The organism is Thiospirochaeta perfilievii (genome assembly GCF_008329945.1).
In the GTDB taxonomy this organism is placed as follows: Bacteria; Spirochaetota; Spirochaetia; order DSM-2461; family DSM-2461; genus Thiospirochaeta; species Thiospirochaeta perfilievii.
Genome location: NZ_CP035807.1, coordinates 2,370,988 through 2,391,281 on the forward strand (window position 1 = coordinate 2,370,988; position 20,294 = coordinate 2,391,281).

Sequence of the window (20,294 nt, forward strand, 5' to 3'; positions counted from 1 at the left end):
ATATTATAGAAGGTGTCTGCTTAATGGTAAAGTTATTAATAGATAAAAATTTCTTCTGATTTATCCGATAATAAAATATATGGTATCCATATTCCAGGTATAAATAGAGCTCTAAAAGTTGCGGATAATACCTCTATAAGAGTTGGTGCTAATGGTCCCTTTGTTACAGTTTGGAAGTAGAATGTAAAAGCTAAAAGTAGAAGTCTTACCGTGAAATATATAACAAGTGCAGTAGGAAAAAACCTCGATTGTTTAGTAAATAGTAAAAAAAGAGTTATGCTTAATAATATTATAAAAATTATAGAGAAGAAATTAAAATATACAAAATTTATCCATCCCTTATTATAAGAATCTAAAGATAAATTACTAATCTCAAGCCAAGTTTTGTTAAAGTCAAAAGGTAAAACTATTTTAGATACAGTACTAAAGGAGACTATAGCTGTAATTGCAAAGGATATTACCGCTAATACTAATAATCCTCCAAGGTTGTTCTTTCTCTCTGTTTTATTCATGTAGCTCTCCTAAGTATTATATAAATATATCATATTAACTCTTTAAGAGTTTAATTCCATTTTCTCTCTTGGTAAACTGTTAAATATATTTCCTATAACTTTTATTGCTCTTTGTATAGCGTTTTGAGTTATCGGATCTCATTTTTATACTTTCTATATAGTCCTCGAAACTGATCATAGGTAATATTTAGTAATTCTGCAGCTTCTTTTTGTCTGTTTTCACTCTTTTTTAAAGCTTCAAGTAAATAATCTATCTCCATTTGGCGTATATCATCTTTAAAGTTTTTTAAAACAATATCTCTATTATCTAGATAAGTAGGCTCTTCTGTTATATATGGATTTTCAAAGGGATCAAGTTTGATGCTCTTTATAAAATTAGTCTCACTTGTATATACAGCCCTCTCTATTACATTTTTTAACTCCCGAATATTCCCTGGCCATTTATAGTCGTGTATCTGTTTTATTACATTGTCGGAGAATTCTATTACACCTTCTAATTCTAATTCATTGGCTATTCGACTCGCAAAGTGGCTTGCAAGTAGCATTATGTCTTTTTTTCTCTCTCTTAGGGGAGGTAGAAATAACACCTCAAAGGATAGTCTATCAAGAAGATCCGCTTTGAACTTACCGTTACGTGCCATCTCTTTTAGATTTGCATTAGTAGCGCCTATTATTCGTACATTAGTTTTTATTGGTGTAGAACTTCCAACCATTTCAAAGACTCCATACTCTACAACTCTAAGAATTTTAGATTGTACTTCCATAGGTAGTAGTCCAATTTCATCAAGAAAAAGAGTTCCTTCATTGGCTTCTTCAAACCTTCCCTTTCTTTTTGTTCCTGCCCCTGTATAGGCGCCTTGTGTATGTCCAAAAAGTTCTGTTTCAATTAGGTTTGGATTTAGAGCGGCACAATTTAGTGTAATAAATGGTTTATCCCATCTATTTGAGAGATAGTGAAGACGGGAGGCGGCTAACTCTTTCCCCGATCCTCTCTCTCCAATAAAAAGAACAGGTCTATCTATTTTTGCAGCTCTACTTATACATTGCTGAAAGTCTAAAAATTGGGTCGATTCTCCAATTCCATCATTTACATGGTTCATCATAGGTTAAATATACCATTAAAAGGTTATATAAACCATATTAATATCATTTCTAAGAAAAAAAGTTCACTTATAGGAGGTTCTAAGGGTTGGCACGTTTGTTGCAATAAGTGTGTATATAAGAAATTATTGGAGGAACCAATGGGTATTTTTAAAAGAACAAGAGATATTATTTCAGCAAATGTTAATTCAATGTTAGATCATGCAGAAAATCCAGAAGCAATGATTAATCAAATTGTTAGAGAGCTAGAGTTAGCAATATCTGACCTTAAGTGTAGTTGTGCTAATAAATTAGCGGATAAAAAAGGATTAGATAGAGGTGTTATCGATTTAGAAAAGCAGGTTAAAAGATGGGAAGAGAGGGCTGAGTTAGCAATTGAAAGTAAAAAAGATGACTTAGCTAAAGAGGCTTTAAGAGAGAAAAATATGGCTGTAAACAAGCTAGAGCAAATGAAATCTGATTTAACAAGAATTGATACAGATGTGGAGCTATGTAAAGAGCAGGTTATACAGTTAGAAGAAAAATTAGTAGAAATGGTAAATAAGAAAAAAGATCTACTATCTAGGGTGTCTAGAGCGGAAGAAAAAAATTATACTAATACTGTAATCAATAAAGCTAGTGGAGTGGATGTTTTAGAGAAGTTTTCAAGATTTGAATCAAAAATTGAGAGAATGGAAGCCGAAGCTGAGATTTTTACTTCATCAACAGATCGGAAATTTGAAGAGATGGAACAGGATAGTAAAATTGATGAGGAACTTGCTGCGTTAAAGGCTAAACTTAAAGAGAAGAAATAAACTATTGCAGCATAATCTTTTGTGCTGCAATATAATATGTTATATTATTGAAAAACAAGGGGGCAATCATGGGTGTATTTAATCGGGTTAAAGATATAGTTACTGCAAATATAAATGCTCTTCTAGATAAAGCTGAAGATCCATCAAAAATGCTAAGATTGATGATCCAGGAGATGGAAGATACTATTATCGATCTTAAATCTTCCTGTGCAGCTCAGTTAGCAGAGAAAAAAACAATGCAGAGACAGCTTAATGAGGCTGATTCAAAAACTGAACAGTGGTCTAATAGAGCAACACTAGCATTAGAGAAGGGTAGAGAAGATTTAGCAAAAGAGGCTTTAATAGAGAAGAGGAACTGGAGTGATAAAAAAACTTCTCTAAACAAGCATTTTGAGACACTAAGTGTTAATGTAGATCTGTCAAGGGAAGATATTATTAAACTTGAAAAGAAACTTATTAGCGTTAAGGCAAAATATAAAGAGTTATCATTAAGATCAATGCAGGCTGAAGAGAGTCAAAAAATTAATCAATATAAATCCTTCTCTAAAATTGAAGAGATGGAGAGACAGGTTGATAGAATGGAAGCAAAATTTGATATTGATTCAATGACATCTAGTTCACTAGAAGATGAATTTTCTAAATTGGAAGGGAATAATTCAATAGATGATGAATTAGAGATATTAAAAAATAAATTAAAAAAAGGGGAGTAGGTAATTATGTATAATCCACAAGAGTTTGTATTGGGGATACTGTTTATTGTAGTTGGTATCCCGGTAATTAGTGGCACCATAGTTAGCTTAGTTCATGGGCCAAAGGAGTTACGTAAAGAGAAATGGCGTAAAAGGCACCAGGATTCTTCGGCAAAAAATGACAAAGAGAGTGAGATGCTAGAAGAGATTTATTATGGTCTTAGTGATTTAAATAAGCGTGTTAAGAACCTGGAAACTATATTAGAAGATCAGGGGGAGTAAGATGAGTAAGGGTAAATTATATAGAAGTTCAAATGGAAAATTTATGGGTGTTTGTGCTGGCCTTGCTAATTGGTTACGTATGGACGTAGGATTAGTTCGTTTAGGTTTTATCATAACATCTTTTATGACAGGTGGAGTTGTATTTTTTATATACTTGGCATTAGGGATTTTCCTACCTATAGACGATTGCATAGAGTCTGAATCCATTTTTGATAAAGTTAGAACAGAGTACTCCGGAAGTAGTAAAAAGGGGTCTAGGCGATCAGGTTTTAGAGGTGGTGTTACTGTAGAGGATGTAAGGGATGAATTTAACAATCTTAAGTCTAGAGTAAGCAAGATGGAAGACTCTGTTTTTAATAAAGAGAGAGATTGGGATAATAGGTTTAAAAATAGTTGACATATAGTGATTATTTTTTAATAATAATCACTATGAATAAAAATATTGAATTTACAATTACAACGACTCAAACCACCACTAAAATATAGTTGGAGTTTGTATCGTTAATTTGAATATAGAGCTCCAGTATTAACTGGAGCTTTTTTTATAAATAGGAGTATTTAATGAAAATTACATTCCCAGATGGAAAAATTAGTGAGTTCCCAGAGAACTCAACAGGTTATGATGTAGCACTTTCTATTTCTGAAGGTCTAACAAGAAGTTCTGCTGCCATAAAAGTTAACGGTGTTATACAAGATTTAACTACTCCTATAACCATGGATTCAGAAATTTCAATTGTGACTTTTAAAGAAAAAGAAGGATTAGATGTATTAAGACACTCAGCTGCCCATGTTATGGCTTTAGCTGTGAAAAGATTATATCCAGAATCTAAGCTAGCATTTGGTCCAGCGACTGATGATGGTTTTTATTATGACTTTGATGATATTCAAATAACAGAAGATGATATTAAAAAGATTGAAGATGAAGTTAAAAAAATCGTTAAAGAGAAGGTTACATTTAATAGGCATGAGGTTTCAAGGGAAGAAGCTTTGAATATATTCAAAGATGAACCATATAAAATCCAACGAATAAATGATCTAGGTGCTGATGAAGTTATTACATATTATCAGTCAGGTGATTTAATAGATCTTTGTCGAGGCCCTCATTTGCCTAATAGTGGGTCTATAAAGGCGTTCAAAGTAATTAGATTAGCTGGAGCATACTGGAAGGGGGACTCTAATAATAAGATGTTAACTAGGGTGTATGGTACAGCATTTAGTGATAAAAAAGATTTAAAAGAGTATCTTGATATGCGGGCTAAGGCTGAGGCAAATGACCACAATAAACTTGGAAGAGAGCTGGATCTATTTATTACAGATAAAAGGGTTGGAAAGGGATTACCTCTATTAACTCCTAGGGGAACAACTCTTAAAAGAACATTAGTACGTTTTATAGAGGATGAAGAGATCTCAAGGGGTTATGAACACACTGCTACACCTTTTATGGCTACTAGAGAGTTATATCAAACTTCTGGACACTGGAATCTTTATAAGGATGGGATGTTTATTTTAGGTGATAAAGATAATGAAGATCCAAATGAAGAAATTTTATCACTACGTCCAATGACATGCCCACACCAATATATTATTTACAATAGAAAACCACATACATATAAGGAGTTACCGAAGTTATACGGTGAAACATCTACTCTGTTCAGAAATGAAGCATCTGGTAGTATGCATGGTCTTATTAGGGTTAGGCAATTTACCCTATCAGAAGGGCATATAATGTGTAGACCTGATCAGATTGAAGAAGAGTTTGAGAAGGTATTAGACCTTATTTCATATGTTATGAAAACTCTAGATTTAACTGATTATACTTATAGGTTTAGTAAATGGGACCCTAATAATACTGATAAGTACATAAACAATCCTGCCGCATGGGAAGAGTCTCAAGCTATTTTAAAGAGAATATTAGATAGATCAGGCATGCCTTATACTGAGGAAGAGGGCGAGGCAGCTTTTTATGGTCCTAAGTTAGATATTCAGATGAAAAATGTATGGGGTAAGGAAGATACGGTAATAACAGTTCAGTTAGACTACGCTTTAGCTGAGAGATTTGATATGAAGTATATTGATAAAGATGGATCTGAAAAGAGACCAGTAATTATTCATAGAACTTCAATTGGTTGTTACGAAAGAACTATGGCTCTACTTATTGAACAGTATGGAGGGCGATTCCCATTCTGGCTTGCACCAGAGCAGATAAAAATATTAACTATAAACGATGCCTGTCATCCTGCTGCGGAAGCTTTAAAAGTTAAACTTTTAAGAGCTGGCTTAAAGGCTGATGTTGACTCAAGAAGTGAAACTTTAAAGAAAAAGGTTAGAACTGCTCAGTTGATGCAAATTCCAGTAATTTTAACAATTGGAGAGAAGGAGATAGAGAATGATACTGTAAGTATTAGGACTCTAGATGGTAATGTTGTTCATGATGTTAAGGTTGATGATTTTATTTCAAGATGCCTTGAATTAGATAGATTACGGTCCCTGGAGACCTCTTTTACAAAATAGTCACAAAATTCTAAAAATAAATTTGAAATATGAAATAACCTCAACTAACATTTAAATAGTTGAGGTTATCTTTTATTGTATTTAATAACTACGGAGTTATTAGGTGTAAAAACAACGCAACCAGTTAATATTTCTAGATGTAAAAAAGCTACTTGGATTTTACTAATTACATTTTGTTAATGTAAATACTCCCTTACAAAGGGAGTATTTATTTTATATTATGTTTGTTATTTTTTTTTGTTAACCTATAATTTATAGTATGTATAGATACTTGATAATTCTATTATTTACTTTAATTACATCAACCTCTAAAGCTTCATCCCTATATGATTTAAATGATTATATTTTTCTAACTGAGCACTTCCCACCATATAACTATGTTGAAGATGGAGTTCTTAAGGGTATATCTGTGGATATATTAGTCGAGATTTTTAAAAAGATAGGAATTGATAAAGACGCCAAGGATATTATTATTCAACCTTGGATTAGATCATATATACAGTTAGAAAACAATAAAAATGTCTGTCTGTTTACAATGCTTAAATCAGAAACTAGAAAAAATAAATTTAAATGGGTAGGACCAACAATTCCAAACTATATAGTAGTTATAGGAAAAACTAGTAGTAATATTGTAATTAATACAATTGATGACTTAAAAAAATATAAAATTGGTGCAATACGGGGGGATATAGGAGAAGAACTTCTTAGGGAGGCAAGTATTCCATCTACATATATAACTAGTGTTGCACACCCCTTTCAGTTGGTAAAAATGTTAGATTCAGGACGTATTGATTTATGGGTTTATGGTTCTCTGCCAAGTAGATGGATAATTAAAGAGAATAATCTTAGACAAGGAGACTTTAAAGAACTATTTCCCCTAGATAATACTAAAGGTTCTTATTTTGCATTTAATAATGATACTCCTGATGAAGTCATTTCTCTTTTTCAACAAGCTTTTGATGAAATTGTTAAAGAGGGTGTTTATGATCTAATACTAAATAAGTATTTAGATTAAAAACGATAGTATAGAGCTGTTTCCGCGGTAAATCCTAATCCTTGGAACATTCCATTAAATCCATATTTAAACCCAAACATAATATCTATAACAATATTGTTGAAAAGGTAAATTTCAAGGCCTGGACCAATTCCTATAACAGATTCAAATGTTTGTTTTCTTTCATTGATAACCATTTCTTCATAATCATAATCTTCATAGTTATTATATGTCCCATTTCCCACAAGGTATAAGAATAGACGAGTATAAGTAGTTTCATGTAGGGTTTTTAATGCTCCTAAACCAAGATTAATCATAACATCTGCTCCATCTGACATAGGGGTAAAAACAACTTGCCAACCATACTCCTCTGGCCAGTATCTATAGGATAGTCCAAAACCAGTAGATATGCCTGCAGCTCCTCCTATATAGTGGGATAAGTTACTATTTTGATCTTCTAGGGATGAAATTTCTGATAGCAGTATAACTAACAATAAAACTAAAAATACCTTTTTCATATAATCCTCTTTTATAAAGTAAAATATCTTACCTGATAGTTATAGTTATCAGGTAAGATATTTTATTATTTTATTGTTTTATTAGTTGTAAGTCTACTGGAATATAAGCATCTAACATCTCACTGTTTAATATTTTTTTAGCAGCTTCTATTCCCATATAGCCTATATCATATGGTTTTTGGGCAACTGTTGCTGCCATTCCACCTTCACTAACAGATCTAACCGCATCAGGATTTGCATCAAAACCAACAACAATAATATCTCGACCAGAGCCCTCTATTGCTTTTAATGCTCCAAGAGCCATCTCATCATTATGTGCAAAAACAGCATCAATTTCACTTTGTGCCTGTATAATGTTTTCCATTACATTTAATCCCTTGGTTCTATCAAAGTCTGCAACTTGTCTTGCCACAACTTCAATAGATGAAGTAGATATTGCATCGTTAAATCCTTTACCTCTATCTCTAGCTGCAGATGTTCCTGCAATACCTTCTAGTTCAACAACTTTACCTGTACCTCCAAGTAATTCAATAATGAATTCCCCAGCCATATAACCACCAGCAACATTATCAGAAGCTATATGAGTTGCAACCTTACCTTCCGAAGCACCTCTATCAAGTGTAATTACTGGAATAGATTGTCTATTTGCCATTTTGATTGCATTACCTACAGCATCGGAATCTGTTGGGTTTATAAGTATTACATCAACTCCTTGTGTAATTAAATCCTCCATATTTCCTAACTCTTTTGCTGGGTCATTCTGTGAATCAAGAACAATTAATGTGTATCCACTAATAATTGCAGCTGCTTCTACTCCCTCTTTCATCTCCACAAAGAATGGGTTATCTAGAGTAGACAGCAGAAGTCCTACCTTAACTTGATCACTTTCAGCTTGGTTGTTAGAAAAAGCTGAAAAACTTGCCATTGAAATAATTAGTAATACTAAAATAATTCTTTTCATAAAAAATCTCCTTTTTATATACAACTCTAAAATTAGAGTAGTTTTGCTATTTATTTTTTCTATCTATCAATACTGCTAAGAGGATAACGGCACCCTTTGCTATCATCTGGTAGTAGGATGATACATTCATAAGATTTAATGAGTTATTAAGAACACCAATAATTAATGCACCTACAACTGTACCAAGAATTCTCCCAGAACCTCCTGCTAAACTGGTTCCTCCAAGAACTACTGCTGCTATGGCATCAAGTTCGTAACCTGTTCCTGCTGTTGGTTGGGCGGATGATAGCCTAGATGTCATAATTATCCCTGATAAGGAGGCTAAAAAACCACTTATACCGTAGACTATAGTTTTTAGTTTTTTGGTCGAAAGTCCAGACAGTCTTGCAGCTTCTTCATTTCCTCCAAGTGCATATGTGTATCTTCCAAATCTTGTTTGATGCAGTGTGTACCAAACAATTGCATATACAACAGCCATTATGTATACAGGGACTGGAATCCCTAAAATATAACCACCACCTAGCCATGCAAAGGAATCTGATGCTCTACCAATTCCAGCATTAATTGGCTTTCCTTCAGTAAATACAAGTGTTGCCCCTCGAACAATTGTCATAGTAACTAAAGTTGCAATAAAAGCTTGAACCTTACCACGACTAATTATTGTCCCTGTAACAAGACCCATAGCAGTTCCTGTAATCAGTGTAACAATTAAAACTAATATTAAAGGTTGACCTGCTGCGACCATAGCTGCTGCAACTGCTCCACTAAATGCAAGTACAGAACCAACAGAAAGGTCGATTCCTCCTGTTAATATTACAAAGGTCATACCAGCAGCAATAATGGCATTAATCGATGTTTGCCTTAAGACGTTTAGTATATTAAAAATTGATAAAAATCTTGGGTTTATTATGGATATAATAACTGAAAAGATCAGTAATCCTATTAGTGGTTTTAATCTATTTAGTCTCTCTTTATTCACTTACTTTCTCCTTAAGGCCTACTGCCATTCTCATTATTGATTCTTGGGAAGCTTCATCACGGGATAGTTCTCCTGTAATAGTATTATTGTGCATTACTAATATTCTATCGCTTAAACCTAGTAATTCTGGCATCTCAGACGAGATCATTAAAATTGCTAATCCCTCATCTTTAAATTTATTTATAAGGGTATATATCTCTTTTTTTGCTCCTACATCGACACCCCGAGTTGGTTCATCGAGAATAAGTAGCTTAGGTTTGGTTATTAGCCCTCTAGCTATAGCAATTTTTTGTTGATTCCCTCCACTTAGGTTTCCAACTAGTTGGTCTCTATTAGGAGTTTTTATTGATATTTGATTAATATACTCATCAACTGAACTGTTACGCTCTTTCTCATCAATTTTATATAATAACTTTTCGAATTCTTTTAAAGCAGGTAGGGTTATGTTGTCTTTAATAGAGAGACCTAGAAATAGACCCAACTGCTTTCTGTCTTCTGAAACATAAGCAATACCTTTCTCTATTGCTTTTTGAGGGCTATCTATTTTTATACTCTGGCCATTTAGAATTATCTCTCCACTATTACATGGGTACATTCCGTATAGAGATAGTGCCATCTCTGTTCGACCAGCACCCATTAGACCTCCAATTCCAACAATTTCGCCCTGTTTAATGTTGAAATTTATATTGTTGCTTACAGAACTGTTAAAGTCTTTAACTTCTAAAAGGATCTCTCCTGCTCTATGGGGTGAGAATGGAATTTGATCTGTTAACTTTCTTCCAACCATCATCTCAATAATTCCATCTTCATCTAACTCAGAAACAGCTCTCTCTCCAATAAACTGACCATCTCTTAATACAGTTACACGATCACATATTTCAAATACTTCTGGTAGCCTATGGGATATGTAAACAATTCCTTTTCCATTTTCCTTTAGTTCTTCAATTACTCTAAATAAGTTATTAGCTTCCCGGTCTGTTAAAGCGTCAGTTGGTTCATCAAAAATAAGTATTTCTGCATCAACTGATAGTGCCTTTGCTATCTCTACCATCTGTTGGTCTCCAATACTTAGGGTGGAGGCAGGAGCTTTTGAGTTTATTGAACTACCTAATCGTTTTAATAAGTTATCTGAATCTGTATATAGCTTATTCCAATTTATGTTTTTACTCTTGTTAGTCGGTTCTTTCCCTAGAAAGATGTTTTCTCCAACTGTAAGTCCAGGGATTAGGTTTAGTTCTTGGTGAATTATTCCTATCCCTAAATCCATTGCATTTTTAGGTGAAGTAATTTGAATGCTTTTATCTTTAAGTAAAATACTTCCCTTTTCGTTTTCATATACACCACTTAAAATTTTCATAAGTGTCGATTTACCAGCACCATTTTCACCAAGAAGAGCCATTACTTCTCCTTTGAATACATTCAGGTGCACTGAGTCTAGTGCTTTAACTCCAGGGAAATCTTTTGTAATGTTTTCCATTTGTAGGATGGGCTTTTTTTCTTTCATATTAAAAAACAACTCCTGAGTATAAGATTATATTTGCATATGGTTTTATTTCTCCAGTTCTTATTACAGCATTAGAAGCTGTAGTCTCATGTTTGAAGTTTTCATGGGGCATAAATTCTATTGTAATAGTAAACCCAGACTCTTTCTCATATCTGTTTATGATATTTTCAATCTCTTTAAGACCTGTAGGATTAAAATCTTTAATCTCATTGGCTAAAACTACTCTCTCAACACATAGCTCGCTAAGAACTGTACTTAGAACATCAGAAAATGCTGGGATTCCAGCTTTTAGCGCTAAATCAATTCTTTCTGTTGAGTCTGGGATCGGTAGACCCGCATCTGCAATAGTTAAACTATCTGTGTGACCCATTTTAGATATTACAGAAGAAACCCTAGAGTTTAGTAAAAGACCTCTCTTCATAACCACCCCTTTAGTATTATTGTTTAGTTAACAATCGCACTGGTTTTAGCTCCTGTCAAGTTAAATCTAAACAAAATTATATATTTTAGTTAAAATTAATTCTCTTTAAACTTAATATCTTTATCCCCTTAACTAATTATAATCTATTCTAGACCAAATTCCATATATTTATTTTATTATTGCTTAAATACTTATTATATAGATAATTATAGCGTATTTATGTTCATTGTAGTTTTTGTTTTTAATTATAAATTAACTTGATAATATTTAAAATATAAAAATCTAAAGATATAAATATAATTATAATCTAACTAAACAAAAGTATAATGTTTAGTTAAATCGAAGGTATTTTGTTTAGTGTTTAAGGCTATTTTAATTGACAGATGAATAGCTACTATGTAATATGATTTTATGAGTATAACGATAAGAGATGTTGCCAATAAGGCTGGAGTCTCCCCAGCAACAGTTTCATTAGTTCTTAATAACAAAATTGGAGTTGGTGAAAAAACTAGAAAGATTGTCTTTGAAGCTGTGGATTCCCTTGGATATAATATTCCAAAAGTTAAAAAAACTTCTAAGTCTAAGGGAGTCGTAAGATTTTTAAAGATCGCAAAGCATGGGCATATTATAAATCGTGATCACAGTGTATTTATATCTGATTATACCGATGGAATAGAAAAGGAAGCTAAGGAGTTTGGATATGGACTTGAAATAAGAAACTATAACTCCTTTGATATTAATGAGATTATATCTGAACTTGATAATTCAACTGTATCAGGGATGGTTGTTTTAGCCACTGAATTAAAGAGTGAAGATATTCCTCTATTTGATAAAATAAATATTCCAATAGTTTTTATAGATGCCAGCCACCCCTATTCTCATTTTGATTTTGTAGACATGGATAACGAAGGTGCTGTGTTTTCAATAGTTTCAGCCTTTAAAGAGCTTGGACACAAAAAAATTGGTTTGGTTAAATCTTCGTTTGAAACTAGAAATTTTAAGCATCGAGAGAAGAGTTTTTATGATGCTCTAGCATATTTTGGTTTGGAACAGAACAAAAGTTGGGAATATTCAGTTGATTCAACATTTAAGAAATCCTATATGGATATGAAAACACAGTTAGAAGAAGGACGGGAACTTCCTACGGCACTCTTTTGTGTCTGCGATATTATCTCCTTTGGTTGTATGAAGGCATTAAAGGAGAAAGGATTAGATATTCCTAATGATATATCTATTATTGGTTTTGATGATCTTCCATCATGTTTACTTTCAGATCCCCCTTTATCATCAATAAAAGTATCAAAAACTAGAATTGGTCGTAGAGCATTCCAATTATTAAATAGACGTTTACAATCTTCCGAGGATCTACCTTATGAAAAGGTATATATAGGAAGGGAATTAATAAAACGAGATAGTTTAGGAGAGGTTAAATTATGAAAATACTTAGTTATGGTTCTATTAATATAGATTTAGTTTATCAGGTACCCCATATTGTTCGACCAGGAGAAACTATCTCTAGTAGTGATTCTACGAGATTTGCAGGTGGAAAAGGGGCTAATCAATCTGTGGCTTTAGCAAAAGCGGGGGCTGAGGTTTGGCATGCAGGTAAGATAGGGGAAGATGGTTTATGGTTAAAAGATAAGCTTGAGACTTATGGGGTTAAGTCTGAGTTAATAAAGAGTTATCAAGGGCCTACAGGTCAAGCTATAATTCAAGTAACTTCAGATGCAGAAAATTCTATTATTTTACTTGGTGGTGGTAATCAAAAAATTACTAAGAAAGAGATTGATGAGACTCTATCATATTTTGAAAAAGGGGATTATCTAGTTCTTCAGAATGAGATAAATTTAATTCCTGAAATTATTAAAGCAGCTAAAGATAAAGAGATGAACATCTGTCTTAATCCAGCTCCTTTTAGTGAATCTATTTGCTCCTGGCCTTTGGATTTAGTAGATATATTGATTGTTAATGAGTTAGAGGCGGAGGGTCTATCTGGAATAAGTGGTAGTTTTGATGAGATTCTTAACGAGCTAACTATGAAGTATCCAGATACTGATATAGTAATGACTCTTGGAGAGAAAGGTGCTAATTATGGAAGAAATGAGTTAAGAGAACACGTTCCTATAACTAAAACAAAGGCTGTAGATACTACTGCTGCAGGTGATACTTTCCTTGGATATTATCTGGCATCTTTAATCTCTGGTTATAAGGTTAAAGAGGCTATGGAGAGAGCTTCAAAAGCTTCTTCAATAACTGTCTCTAGGGTAGGTGCCATGGACTCAATACCAAGGGTTGAAGAGTTACAATTTTAAAGATCGAGTTTTTTGAGGTACTCTAATCTATCATTATTACTTTCAGATGAGTAAGCTATGGCTTAGTGATAATGGAAGCTGAGTTTAGGATGATTCAGTACCCTTGTAATTTAGTTGTCCCAAAAACAACTAACTTTTAAAATAACCCTTAGGGGATCTTATATAAAATTAGATGGGAATAGCCTCTAATACCTTTTCTGCATATTCAGGATATAATTTTTGTATGCAACTTGGACAGATTCCATGGGACCCTGCACCTTCTAATTTTGATATAATTATATCAGAGACTGGAACCCACCTATCGTTTTCTGCTTTAACCCTAGAACAGTTTGAACAGAGAGTATAAATATGCTGTTCTTTATTGTTTAAATAAACCTTACTTTCAGTTTTAATAAAATCTAAGAGTATATCAGATGCTTCTCTTGGGTTATCTTCTGAACCCAAATTTATTACTATTCCCCTCATCCTTATAGGGTTCCCATACTCTTTCTCAATTACTGTTCCTCTATCCATGTACCATTTATAGGTTCCATCAGATGCAAGAATCCTATAATCTATTTGATAAAGTTCTTTACGCCCATCTAGAACTATTTTCATTGACTGCATAGTTCTATGGTAATCATCTTTGTGTAATAAGTTTGTAAAGTTCTGATACTTTGCTCCTCTAAAGTCTTTAGGATCATACCCTAGCATAGTTGCTTTTTTATCATTAAATGTTACAGCATTATTCTTAATATCCCACTCCCACCAAGGAAATATTGACTTATATAAATAGTTATCTAATATATCATTCATATTATAAGTTATTAGTAATAGGTATAGATATGTCAAGGCAATAAATAAATTTCGAATAACTATTACTTTCAATTATTAAAGCATTTTAAGGCACCATAATAATTCAAAAAACGTTAAAGAGAGAGTCCTGAATGTAATTATTTCTATTATTTTACAAGTAGATTAGCCATTTCTTCAGGAAACCCTCGCCTTAAAGCTATAGTTTTGGAATTACGTTCAATATCTACTTTTTTTATACTATTTATCAAGCTATTTTTATATGATTCCTTAGCTACCAGAGTTGAATTATTATTTCGTTGAACATTGTTGACTATTTTTCTTGCTACAGTTAAAGCAGATGATGCTTTAATTATTTCGGATCGAGCATAGAATTTTTCAGGAAAGCTTACTTCCCCAACTCTTAACCGTGAATCAGTCCCTACTATCTGTTGGGCTCCAAAGAGGGGAGGTCCAGCAACACTAGCATCTTTAAATAAGGGTATAAACCTGGCAATAAAATTAATGGCTCTTTCTGTCCTAGAATTGACTTCATTTTGTTCCCAACCATCGTTTAATTTTTTTAATATATCATCATTAAAATCAGGTACTCCATCATTAGTTGTTCTTCTAACTAAACCTCCTTTAAATAGAGTTATTTCATCAGTCATTCCATGAATCTGGAAATAATTCCCATAGTAAGGTGTGAGTTGGGCCATTCCATTGGGAGTTCCTCTCTCTCCATGGAAAATTATTTCTGGTAGCATTCCATGAGAATTATCCCATTTTGAAACATAAGCAGCTTTAAATTCAATTAAACGCTTAGGATTGAGTTTTAATGACTTATCTATACTACCTGTTTTGTATCCGCTTGAATTAACAAGGTATTTTACTTTGTATACACTGTTTTTTGTATGTAATTTCCAATTATAATCCAAATATTTATTACGAACATCTTCAATTAAAGTTACTGTGGTATTTGTTTTTAGCTCACAATATTCTGCCGATTCTAGAGCTAATTGAGCCTGAGCTGCCAAACGAAACATATTCCAGCCATACTCTTGTACCATAAAAATAGGCATTTTTAACTTATGATAATCAATAACTTTAATTGCATTAACCATCCAGTCATCTACAGATTGTGGGTTATCAACCTTTGGTTTCTCTTTTAAAGAGTCTAATTCGTCTCTGTAGTATATTTTATAATAATCTTTAGCTTCTCCTAGAACAGAGTTATCTTTTTCCTCTTCTATTAGTTTTTTGTAGTGTTGAACTAACATCTTTAAACGACGTTCTATTTGATCTGGTTCGAGCTTTTCTGTTTTAGGTACAGTTATTAGAGTAGGTCTTTTATCAATTGATTGAGGAAATAATCTGGACATCTCAATGGACTGTTTCATTAATAACTTACATTGGTCATCAGAAATATCGGGATATAAATTCCCTCCAGCATGAAGATGACAAAATGGAGGTCCATTTACAAGGCTATCTTTTTGTTCTAACAGAATTGTATCTACACCACTATTTGCTAACTGCAGAGCTGTAACAGAACCAGAGATTCCACCTCCAATTATTCCTACATCATAGACTTTGCCCATACTTATAAACACTCCTGAAGTTCTGCAAAATTATCAATAATATGAGTTGGGTTGTAATCTGCAATATGTTCGTTGTAATTATACCCATAACTGACACCAACACAATCCATATCTGCATTTTTAGCCGCATATATATCATTCTTTGAATCTCCTACCATAAGGCAAGAGGAAATTTCAACATTTTCTTTCTCTGCAAGATATAATAGGGGAGCTGCACTAGGTTTCTTTTCTGTTATAGAGTCTTCTCCTATCCAATGATTAAAATAATCTCTAATATTTAATTTCTTTAGTATAGGTTCTATAAAAATATATGGTTTATTTGTGCAAATTGCTAACTTATATCCCTTTTTATGTAGATATTTTAAAGTATCAACAACACCATTATAAGTATAAGTTTTATTACATATATTCTGACGATAAGAATCAAGGTATAGTTCAAATGCTTCTTCAAAAATAATATTAGACTTTTCCAAACCATTAGTTGCGTAATTTATAGACCGCTCTACTAGTGGTTTAGCTCCATTCCCAATAAAGGGGATAACCTGTTCAATTGTTAATTTTGGCAAGTTGTAGTTACTTAGCATTTTATTAATAGATAAGGTTAAGTCAGGTATACTATTTATTAGAGTTCCATCAAAATCAAATATTATAAGTTTTTTATTATTAAAAATCATAATTAGTATAATAGAAAAAGATATATTTTCTGTCAAAGGTCGCAATTAAAATAGTAAAAAAGATCCTCGTACTATGGCTTTTTAGACTAATGTGGAAGATATTTCTTTAACTTAATCCTTTAAATTTTGTTCACCTTTACGGCATTGGAGAATAAGGTCTATAAAAAGAGAATTAAATCATAAGAGATTTCATAACCTATAAAAGAAGTATTACTAATGGTAATATCATAATGAAACTAAGACCTATTAACCAAAAAATGATAGGAGTTTCAAATAAATACATAGATAAGCTACTAAAATTTCTTAGTATGAAATAGAGCGAGCTAAAGTACTTAGTGCAATGGCACACTACAAAACATCTGTTAAGCAATAAAAAATTAAAATGTAAACTTTTCGCTATATCAACAATTCCTGCGAACCAACCTTTCGCATAGATGAATCAAAATCTCTTATATAGGAGATTAAAAAAAAATGAAGAAATTAATAATTTTATTACTAACAGTTACAACACTATTACAAGCACAAGAAAGTGCAATTACAACCACTGGTAAAAGAGTAACACTTAATGAAGATTTTACTTGGTCTTATATTTAGTCTAAGACAGCTAAAGAGTTTGACTTTAGAAAGACTAATTGGGGCATGAGTATGGAAGAGGTCGCATCAATTGAGACTATGGAAAAACTAGAAAGTGGATCTGATAAAGTCTTGATGTTTAATGGAAATATTTCTGGATTAGATTGTGTAATTGTCTACTTTTTTACAAATGACTTACTGACCGGCGGTAGATATTATTTTACAGAAAAACACAGTAATAAAAATGATTATCTGATAGATTTCAACAACATGGAAGAACTACTAACTAAGAAGTATGGAGAACCCACTGAAGAGGACGACTTCTGGAAGAATGATTTATATAAAGATGATTATCAATATCGAGGAATGGCTATAAGTATGGGGCACTATGTTAAATATGCTACATGGGAAGGGGATGAAACAGATATAGAGATATCTATTACAGGTGAGAATTATAGTATAAGCCATCAAATTGATTATACATCAGTTGAACTAAAGGATATGAAAGAGGCAGCTTTTGAGGGTGAAGCTATGGATGAATTATAATTTTATACTTCTAGCTTTTAAGCAATGGGGATATACTGGATAAAAAATAATTAATAAGATTCTATGAGGTTTGAATGGCTAAACAAAAGAAAGAGGAGAACTTTCAAGAAATTCTCTGGAAAGCATGTGATAAGTTAAGAAATAATATGGACCCTGCTGAGTATAAATTGTAGTACTTGGTCTTGTGTTCCTAAAATATATAAGTGATAAATTTGAATTAAAATACCAACAACTAGTAGAAGAAGGTGATGGATGGGAAGAAGATAGAGATGAATATACATCAGAGAATATCTTCTGGGTTCCTAAAGAAGCTAGATGGCACAGATTGTATCCCAAGCTAAAACTCCTGAAATAGGTCAAGTTATAGATGAAGCCATGGGACATATCGAAAGAGAGAATGTTCAACTTAAAAATGTGCTATATAAAGTATTTACTAATCCTAACCTAGATAAAGGTCGCCTTGGGGAACTTATTGATATAATTGGTAACATCCAACTACACAGTAAGGACAATAAAAATGAAGATGTCTTAGGGCAGGTTTATGAGTTCTTTTTAGGTAAGTTTGCCAACTCCGAGGGAAAGAATGGTGGTCAGTTCTATACACCAGAATCAATAGTTAAAACTATAGTATCGTGTTTAGAACCAACTTATGGTAGGGTTTATGACCCATGCTGCGGTTCTGGGGGTATGTTTGTTCAATCTGAGAAGTTCGTAGAAGCTCATCAAGGTAATTTAGGAGATATTTCCATATTTGGACAAGAGAGTAATGGTACTACCTGGAAACTTTGTAAAATGAACCTTGCTATTAGGGGTATTGAAGTAGACTTAGGTAAAGAACCTGCTGATACTTTTACAAAAAATCAACATGTTACTAAGAAGATGGATTTTATTATGGCAAATCCTCCATTTAATATAAAAGATTACTGGCATGAGAGTTTAACTGGAGATGCTAGGTGGCAATATGGAACTCCTCCAGAGGGTAATGCTAACTACGCTTGGTTACAACACATGGTTCATCAGTTAAAACCAAATGGTGTAGCAGGTATAGTATTAGCTAATGGATCTCTATCTTCTAATACTTCAAGCGAAGTTGATATTAGAAAAGCTATGATAGAAGGTGATATTGTAGATTGTGTTATAGCAATGCCCGATAAACTATTCTTAACTACTGGTATTCCTGCATGTATATGGATTCTTAACAGAGGTAAAGGAACAAACCCTAAACATAGAACTAGAGAGAAAGAGACTCTTTTCATAGATGCTAGAAACATGGGAACTATGATTGATAGAAAGCTAAGAGAGTTGAAAACAGAAGATATTGAGAAAATTGCAGAAACATATCACTCATGGAGAACTGAAGGTGGAGAGTATCAAGATGTTAAAGGTTTCTCTAAAGCAGCTAAACTAGAAGATATTATTAAACATGATTACATCTTAACTCCAGGACGATATGTAGGTATTCCAGATGAAGAAGATGATGGTATTCCATTTGAAGATAAAATGGCTGAACTAACATCTAAACTATCAGAACAGTTCTCTAAATCGAATCAGTTAGAAAAAGAGATAAGAGAGAACCTTAAAAGCATAGGTTTTGAGCTTCCAAATGGATGAAAAAAATAAAGGTGAAATCCTTATATATAACTCTAAAGATGGGAAGGTTAATCTTGATGTAAAACTTCATGATGATTCTTTGTGGCTAACACAAAAAGAGATGGCAGACTTATATAATTGTTCTTCAGACAATATATCTTTACATTTAAAAAATATATTTTCTGAGGGTGAGTTACAAGAAGAGTTAACTGTCGAGGAATCCTCGTTAGTTCGAATTGAGGGTTCAAGGGAAGTAAATAGAAAGGTTAAGCTTTACAATTTAGATGCAATAATCTCTTTTGGTTATAGAGTTAAAAGTAGTATTGCAACTCAGTTTAGAATATGGGCTAGCTCAATATTAAAAGATTACCTAATTAGGGGTTATGCACTTAATGAGAAAAAGTTGGAACAGAACAAACTAAACAAAATTCTACAAATAGTTAATTTAGCATCTAATACCCTTAATAATGAAGTAAACACATTAGACGAAGCAAAGGGAATATTTAAAGTAATTACAGACTACACCTACGCCCTAACTATTTTAGATGAATACGACCACCAAGATATTAAAAAGAGAGAAACTACAAACAGAGAAGCCTACCTTTTAACATATAGCGAAGCTGTAAGTGTAATAAATTCCATGAAGGATTAATTTACAACAGATCTTTTTGGTTTCGAGAAGGATGAATCTTTTAAAGGTTCCCTAGGTGCAATATTCCAAACAGCATTTGATAACGATGTATATCCAAGTATAGAGGAGAAAGCAGCTAACCTACTTTATTTTGTAGTTAAAAACCACTCCTTTACCGATGGGAACAAAAGAATAGCAGCAGCAATATTTATCTATGCAATAATGATGACAAAACAAAGAGAATTGCAGACAACACTTTAGTAGCAATAACACTACTAATTGCAGAAAGCAGACCGGAAGAGAAAGATATAATAACCCAGGTTCTAGTTAACC

Annotated in this window: 25 protein-coding genes; 15 read left to right on the top strand and 10 right to left on the bottom strand. The window is 32.7% G+C overall.

The features are described from left to right. Positions 1-35: 35 nt before the first annotated feature. Together EW093_RS10840 and EW093_RS10845 are read right to left on the bottom strand one after the other, a co-directional pair. Positions 36-512: a DUF2569 family protein gene (locus tag EW093_RS10840; protein ID WP_149568427.1), complete on the bottom strand. Its 477-nt coding sequence runs from the start codon at positions 510-512 to the stop codon at positions 36-38. A 128-nt stretch (positions 513-640) separates the two neighbouring features. Further along, on the bottom strand, positions 641-1,615 hold the full coding sequence (locus EW093_RS10845) for a sigma 54-interacting transcriptional regulator (protein ID WP_149568428.1): 975 nt from the start codon (positions 1,613-1,615) through the stop codon (positions 641-643). A 138-nt stretch (positions 1,616-1,753) separates the two neighbouring features. On the opposite strand from EW093_RS10845, the gene EW093_RS10850 reads away from it, so the two are divergent. The 6 genes from EW093_RS10850 (at position 1,754) to EW093_RS10875 (ending at position 6,904) form a co-directional block, all read left to right on the top strand. Then, positions 1,754-2,407: a PspA/IM30 family protein gene (locus tag EW093_RS10850; RefSeq protein WP_187759679.1), complete on the top strand. Its 654-nt coding sequence runs from the start codon at positions 1,754-1,756 to the stop codon at positions 2,405-2,407. 68 nt (positions 2,408-2,475) lie between these two features. Continuing rightward, positions 2,476-3,117, top strand: coding sequence for a PspA/IM30 family protein (locus EW093_RS10855; RefSeq protein ID WP_149568430.1), 642 nt, complete (start codon positions 2,476-2,478; stop codon positions 3,115-3,117). Between the two features lie 6 nt (positions 3,118-3,123). Then, positions 3,124-3,378: a hypothetical protein gene (locus EW093_RS10860; RefSeq protein ID WP_149568431.1), complete on the top strand. Its 255-nt coding sequence runs from the start codon at positions 3,124-3,126 to the stop codon at positions 3,376-3,378. A 1-nt stretch (position 3,379) separates the two neighbouring features. Then, positions 3,380-3,775 (top strand): PspC domain-containing protein, encoded by a 396-nt coding sequence (locus EW093_RS10865; RefSeq protein ID WP_149568432.1) that lies wholly within the window; start codon positions 3,380-3,382, stop codon positions 3,773-3,775. Positions 3,776-3,939: 164 nt separating this feature from the next. Continuing rightward, complete coding sequence (thrS, locus tag EW093_RS10870) at positions 3,940-5,889, top strand: threonine--tRNA ligase (protein ID WP_149568433.1); 1,950 nt, start codon at positions 3,940-3,942, stop codon at positions 5,887-5,889. 259 nt (positions 5,890-6,148) lie between these two features. Continuing rightward, positions 6,149-6,904 carry a substrate-binding periplasmic protein gene (locus tag EW093_RS10875; RefSeq protein ID WP_149568434.1) on the top strand — a complete coding sequence of 252 codons (756 nt, stop codon included), beginning with the start codon at positions 6,149-6,151 and terminating at the stop codon, positions 6,902-6,904. Here EW093_RS10875 and EW093_RS10880 read toward each other — a convergent pair. The 5 genes from EW093_RS10880 to rbsD form a co-directional block, all read right to left on the bottom strand. Next, entirely contained in the window at positions 6,901-7,401 is a 501-nt protein-coding gene (locus EW093_RS10880; protein WP_149568435.1) for a hypothetical protein, read from the bottom strand. The genes EW093_RS10875 and EW093_RS10880 overlap by 4 nt on opposite strands. Before the next feature lie 70 nt (positions 7,402-7,471). Next, positions 7,472-8,362, bottom strand: a complete 891-nt coding sequence (gene rbsB, locus EW093_RS10885) for a ribose ABC transporter substrate-binding protein RbsB (protein WP_149568436.1) — start codon at positions 8,360-8,362, stop codon at positions 7,472-7,474. 46 nt (positions 8,363-8,408) lie between these two features. Beyond that, a complete protein-coding gene (gene rbsC / locus EW093_RS10890; RefSeq protein WP_149568437.1) occupies positions 8,409-9,341 on the bottom strand; it encodes a ribose ABC transporter permease in 933 nt (310 codons plus the stop codon). Next, on the bottom strand, positions 9,334-10,845 hold the full coding sequence (locus EW093_RS10895; RefSeq protein ID WP_149568438.1) for a sugar ABC transporter ATP-binding protein: 1,512 nt from the start codon (positions 10,843-10,845) through the stop codon (positions 9,334-9,336). Before EW093_RS10895 ends, rbsC begins: the two co-directional genes overlap by 8 nt. A gap of 1 nt (position 10,846) precedes the next feature. Beyond that, entirely contained in the window at positions 10,847-11,266 is a 420-nt protein-coding gene (gene rbsD / locus EW093_RS10900; RefSeq protein ID WP_149568439.1) for a D-ribose pyranase, read from the bottom strand. A 411-nt stretch (positions 11,267-11,677) separates the two neighbouring features. On the opposite strand from rbsD, the gene EW093_RS10905 reads away from it, so the two are divergent. Then, the gene (locus tag EW093_RS10905; protein ID WP_149568440.1) at positions 11,678-12,703 is read left to right on the top strand and encodes a LacI family DNA-binding transcriptional regulator; all 1,026 of its coding nucleotides are present in this window, start codon (positions 11,678-11,680) and stop codon (positions 12,701-12,703) included. Then, a complete protein-coding gene (locus tag EW093_RS10910; RefSeq protein ID WP_149568441.1) occupies positions 12,700-13,578 on the top strand; it encodes a ribokinase in 879 nt (292 codons plus the stop codon). The genes EW093_RS10905 and EW093_RS10910 overlap by 4 nt, the downstream gene beginning before the upstream one ends. A 168-nt stretch (positions 13,579-13,746) precedes the next feature. Here the strand turns inward: EW093_RS10910 and EW093_RS10915 are convergent, their stop codons facing one another. From EW093_RS10915 to EW093_RS10925, 3 genes are all read right to left on the bottom strand, one after another. Beyond that, positions 13,747-14,373 (bottom strand): PAS domain-containing protein, encoded by a 627-nt coding sequence (locus tag EW093_RS10915; RefSeq protein ID WP_149568442.1) that lies wholly within the window; start codon positions 14,371-14,373, stop codon positions 13,747-13,749. 146 nt (positions 14,374-14,519) lie between these two features. Further along, entirely contained in the window at positions 14,520-15,947 is a 1,428-nt protein-coding gene (locus EW093_RS10920) for an FAD-dependent oxidoreductase (RefSeq protein ID WP_149568443.1), read from the bottom strand. Between the two features lie 2 nt (positions 15,948-15,949). Further along, complete coding sequence (locus EW093_RS10925; RefSeq protein ID WP_149568444.1) at positions 15,950-16,621, bottom strand: phosphoglycolate phosphatase; 672 nt, start codon at positions 16,619-16,621, stop codon at positions 15,950-15,952. 471 nt (positions 16,622-17,092) lie between these two features. On the opposite strand from EW093_RS10925, the gene EW093_RS10930 reads away from it, so the two are divergent. The 7 genes from EW093_RS10930 to EW093_RS18105 all read left to right on the top strand — a co-directional run bounded on the left by EW093_RS10930 (position 17,093) and on the right by EW093_RS18105 (position 20,222). Beyond that, entirely contained in the window at positions 17,093-17,215 is a 123-nt protein-coding gene (locus tag EW093_RS10930; RefSeq protein ID WP_149568445.1) for a DUF3157 family protein, read from the top strand. A 51-nt stretch (positions 17,216-17,266) separates the two neighbouring features. Next, complete coding sequence (locus tag EW093_RS10935) at positions 17,267-17,740, top strand: hypothetical protein (protein WP_149568446.1); 474 nt, start codon at positions 17,267-17,269, stop codon at positions 17,738-17,740. Between the two features lie 74 nt (positions 17,741-17,814). Beyond that, on the top strand, positions 17,815-17,913 hold the full coding sequence (locus EW093_RS17665; RefSeq protein ID WP_246745026.1) for a type I restriction-modification system subunit M N-terminal domain-containing protein: 99 nt from the start codon (positions 17,815-17,817) through the stop codon (positions 17,911-17,913). An 11-nt stretch (positions 17,914-17,924) separates the two neighbouring features. Further along, complete coding sequence (locus EW093_RS17670) at positions 17,925-18,095, top strand: type I restriction-modification system subunit M N-terminal domain-containing protein (RefSeq protein ID WP_246745027.1); 171 nt, start codon at positions 17,925-17,927, stop codon at positions 18,093-18,095. Continuing rightward, positions 18,056-19,351 carry an N-6 DNA methylase gene (locus EW093_RS10940; RefSeq protein ID WP_246745028.1) on the top strand — a complete coding sequence of 432 codons (1,296 nt, stop codon included), beginning with the start codon at positions 18,056-18,058 and terminating at the stop codon, positions 19,349-19,351. Before EW093_RS17670 ends, EW093_RS10940 begins: the two co-directional genes overlap by 40 nt. Beyond that, positions 19,344-19,982 (top strand): virulence RhuM family protein, encoded by a 639-nt coding sequence (locus EW093_RS10945; RefSeq protein ID WP_223111595.1) that lies wholly within the window; start codon positions 19,344-19,346, stop codon positions 19,980-19,982. Before EW093_RS10940 ends, EW093_RS10945 begins: the two co-directional genes overlap by 8 nt. Before the next feature lie 60 nt (positions 19,983-20,042). Further along, positions 20,043-20,222 (top strand): Fic family protein, encoded by a 180-nt coding sequence (locus tag EW093_RS18105; RefSeq protein ID WP_223111686.1) that lies wholly within the window; start codon positions 20,043-20,045, stop codon positions 20,220-20,222. Positions 20,223-20,294 lie beyond the last annotated feature (72 nt).

What these genes read in the sequence shown, in the direction of transcription:
- EW093_RS10875 (WP_149568434.1), top strand. Translation starts at nt 6,149, where the DNA reads ATGTATAGATACTTGATAATTCTATTATTTACTTTAATTACATCAACC.
- EW093_RS10840 (WP_149568427.1), bottom strand. Translation starts at nt 512, where the DNA reads ATGAATAAAACAGAGAGAAAGAACAACCTTGGAGGATTATTAGTATTA.
- EW093_RS10895 (WP_149568438.1), bottom strand. Translation starts at nt 10,845, where the DNA reads ATGAAAGAAAAAAAGCCCATCCTACAAATGGAAAACATTACAAAAGAT.
- EW093_RS10925 (WP_149568444.1), bottom strand. Translation starts at nt 16,621, where the DNA reads ATGATTTTTAATAATAAAAAACTTATAATATTTGATTTTGATGGAACT.
- EW093_RS10855 (WP_149568430.1), top strand. Translation starts at nt 2,476, where the DNA reads ATGGGTGTATTTAATCGGGTTAAAGATATAGTTACTGCAAATATAAAT.
- EW093_RS10930 (WP_149568445.1), top strand. Translation starts at nt 17,093, where the DNA reads ATGAAGAAATTAATAATTTTATTACTAACAGTTACAACACTATTACAA.
- EW093_RS10845 (WP_149568428.1), bottom strand. Translation starts at nt 1,615, where the DNA reads ATGATGAACCATGTAAATGATGGAATTGGAGAATCGACCCAATTTTTA.
- rbsD (WP_149568439.1), bottom strand. Translation starts at nt 11,266, where the DNA reads ATGAAGAGAGGTCTTTTACTAAACTCTAGGGTTTCTTCTGTAATATCT.
- EW093_RS10865 (WP_149568432.1), top strand. Translation starts at nt 3,380, where the DNA reads ATGAGTAAGGGTAAATTATATAGAAGTTCAAATGGAAAATTTATGGGT.
- thrS (WP_149568433.1), top strand. Translation starts at nt 3,940, where the DNA reads ATGAAAATTACATTCCCAGATGGAAAAATTAGTGAGTTCCCAGAGAAC.
- EW093_RS10905 (WP_149568440.1), top strand. Translation starts at nt 11,678, where the DNA reads ATGAGTATAACGATAAGAGATGTTGCCAATAAGGCTGGAGTCTCCCCA.
- EW093_RS10940 (WP_246745028.1), top strand. Translation starts at nt 18,056, where the DNA reads ATGGCACAGATTGTATCCCAAGCTAAAACTCCTGAAATAGGTCAAGTT.
- EW093_RS10945 (WP_223111595.1), top strand. Translation starts at nt 19,344, where the DNA reads ATGGATGAAAAAAATAAAGGTGAAATCCTTATATATAACTCTAAAGAT.
- EW093_RS10910 (WP_149568441.1), top strand. Translation starts at nt 12,700, where the DNA reads ATGAAAATACTTAGTTATGGTTCTATTAATATAGATTTAGTTTATCAG.
- EW093_RS17665 (WP_246745026.1), top strand. Translation starts at nt 17,815, where the DNA reads ATGGCTAAACAAAAGAAAGAGGAGAACTTTCAAGAAATTCTCTGGAAA.
- rbsB (WP_149568436.1), bottom strand. Translation starts at nt 8,362, where the DNA reads ATGAAAAGAATTATTTTAGTATTACTAATTATTTCAATGGCAAGTTTT.
- EW093_RS10880 (WP_149568435.1), bottom strand. Translation starts at nt 7,401, where the DNA reads ATGAAAAAGGTATTTTTAGTTTTATTGTTAGTTATACTGCTATCAGAA.
- EW093_RS10915 (WP_149568442.1), bottom strand. Translation starts at nt 14,373, where the DNA reads ATGAATGATATATTAGATAACTATTTATATAAGTCAATATTTCCTTGG.
- EW093_RS10850 (WP_187759679.1), top strand. Translation starts at nt 1,754, where the DNA reads ATGGGTATTTTTAAAAGAACAAGAGATATTATTTCAGCAAATGTTAAT.
- EW093_RS10920 (WP_149568443.1), bottom strand. Translation starts at nt 15,947, where the DNA reads ATGGGCAAAGTCTATGATGTAGGAATAATTGGAGGTGGAATCTCTGGT.
- EW093_RS10860 (WP_149568431.1), top strand. Translation starts at nt 3,124, where the DNA reads ATGTATAATCCACAAGAGTTTGTATTGGGGATACTGTTTATTGTAGTT.
- EW093_RS10935 (WP_149568446.1), top strand. Translation starts at nt 17,267, where the DNA reads ATGGAAGAGGTCGCATCAATTGAGACTATGGAAAAACTAGAAAGTGGA.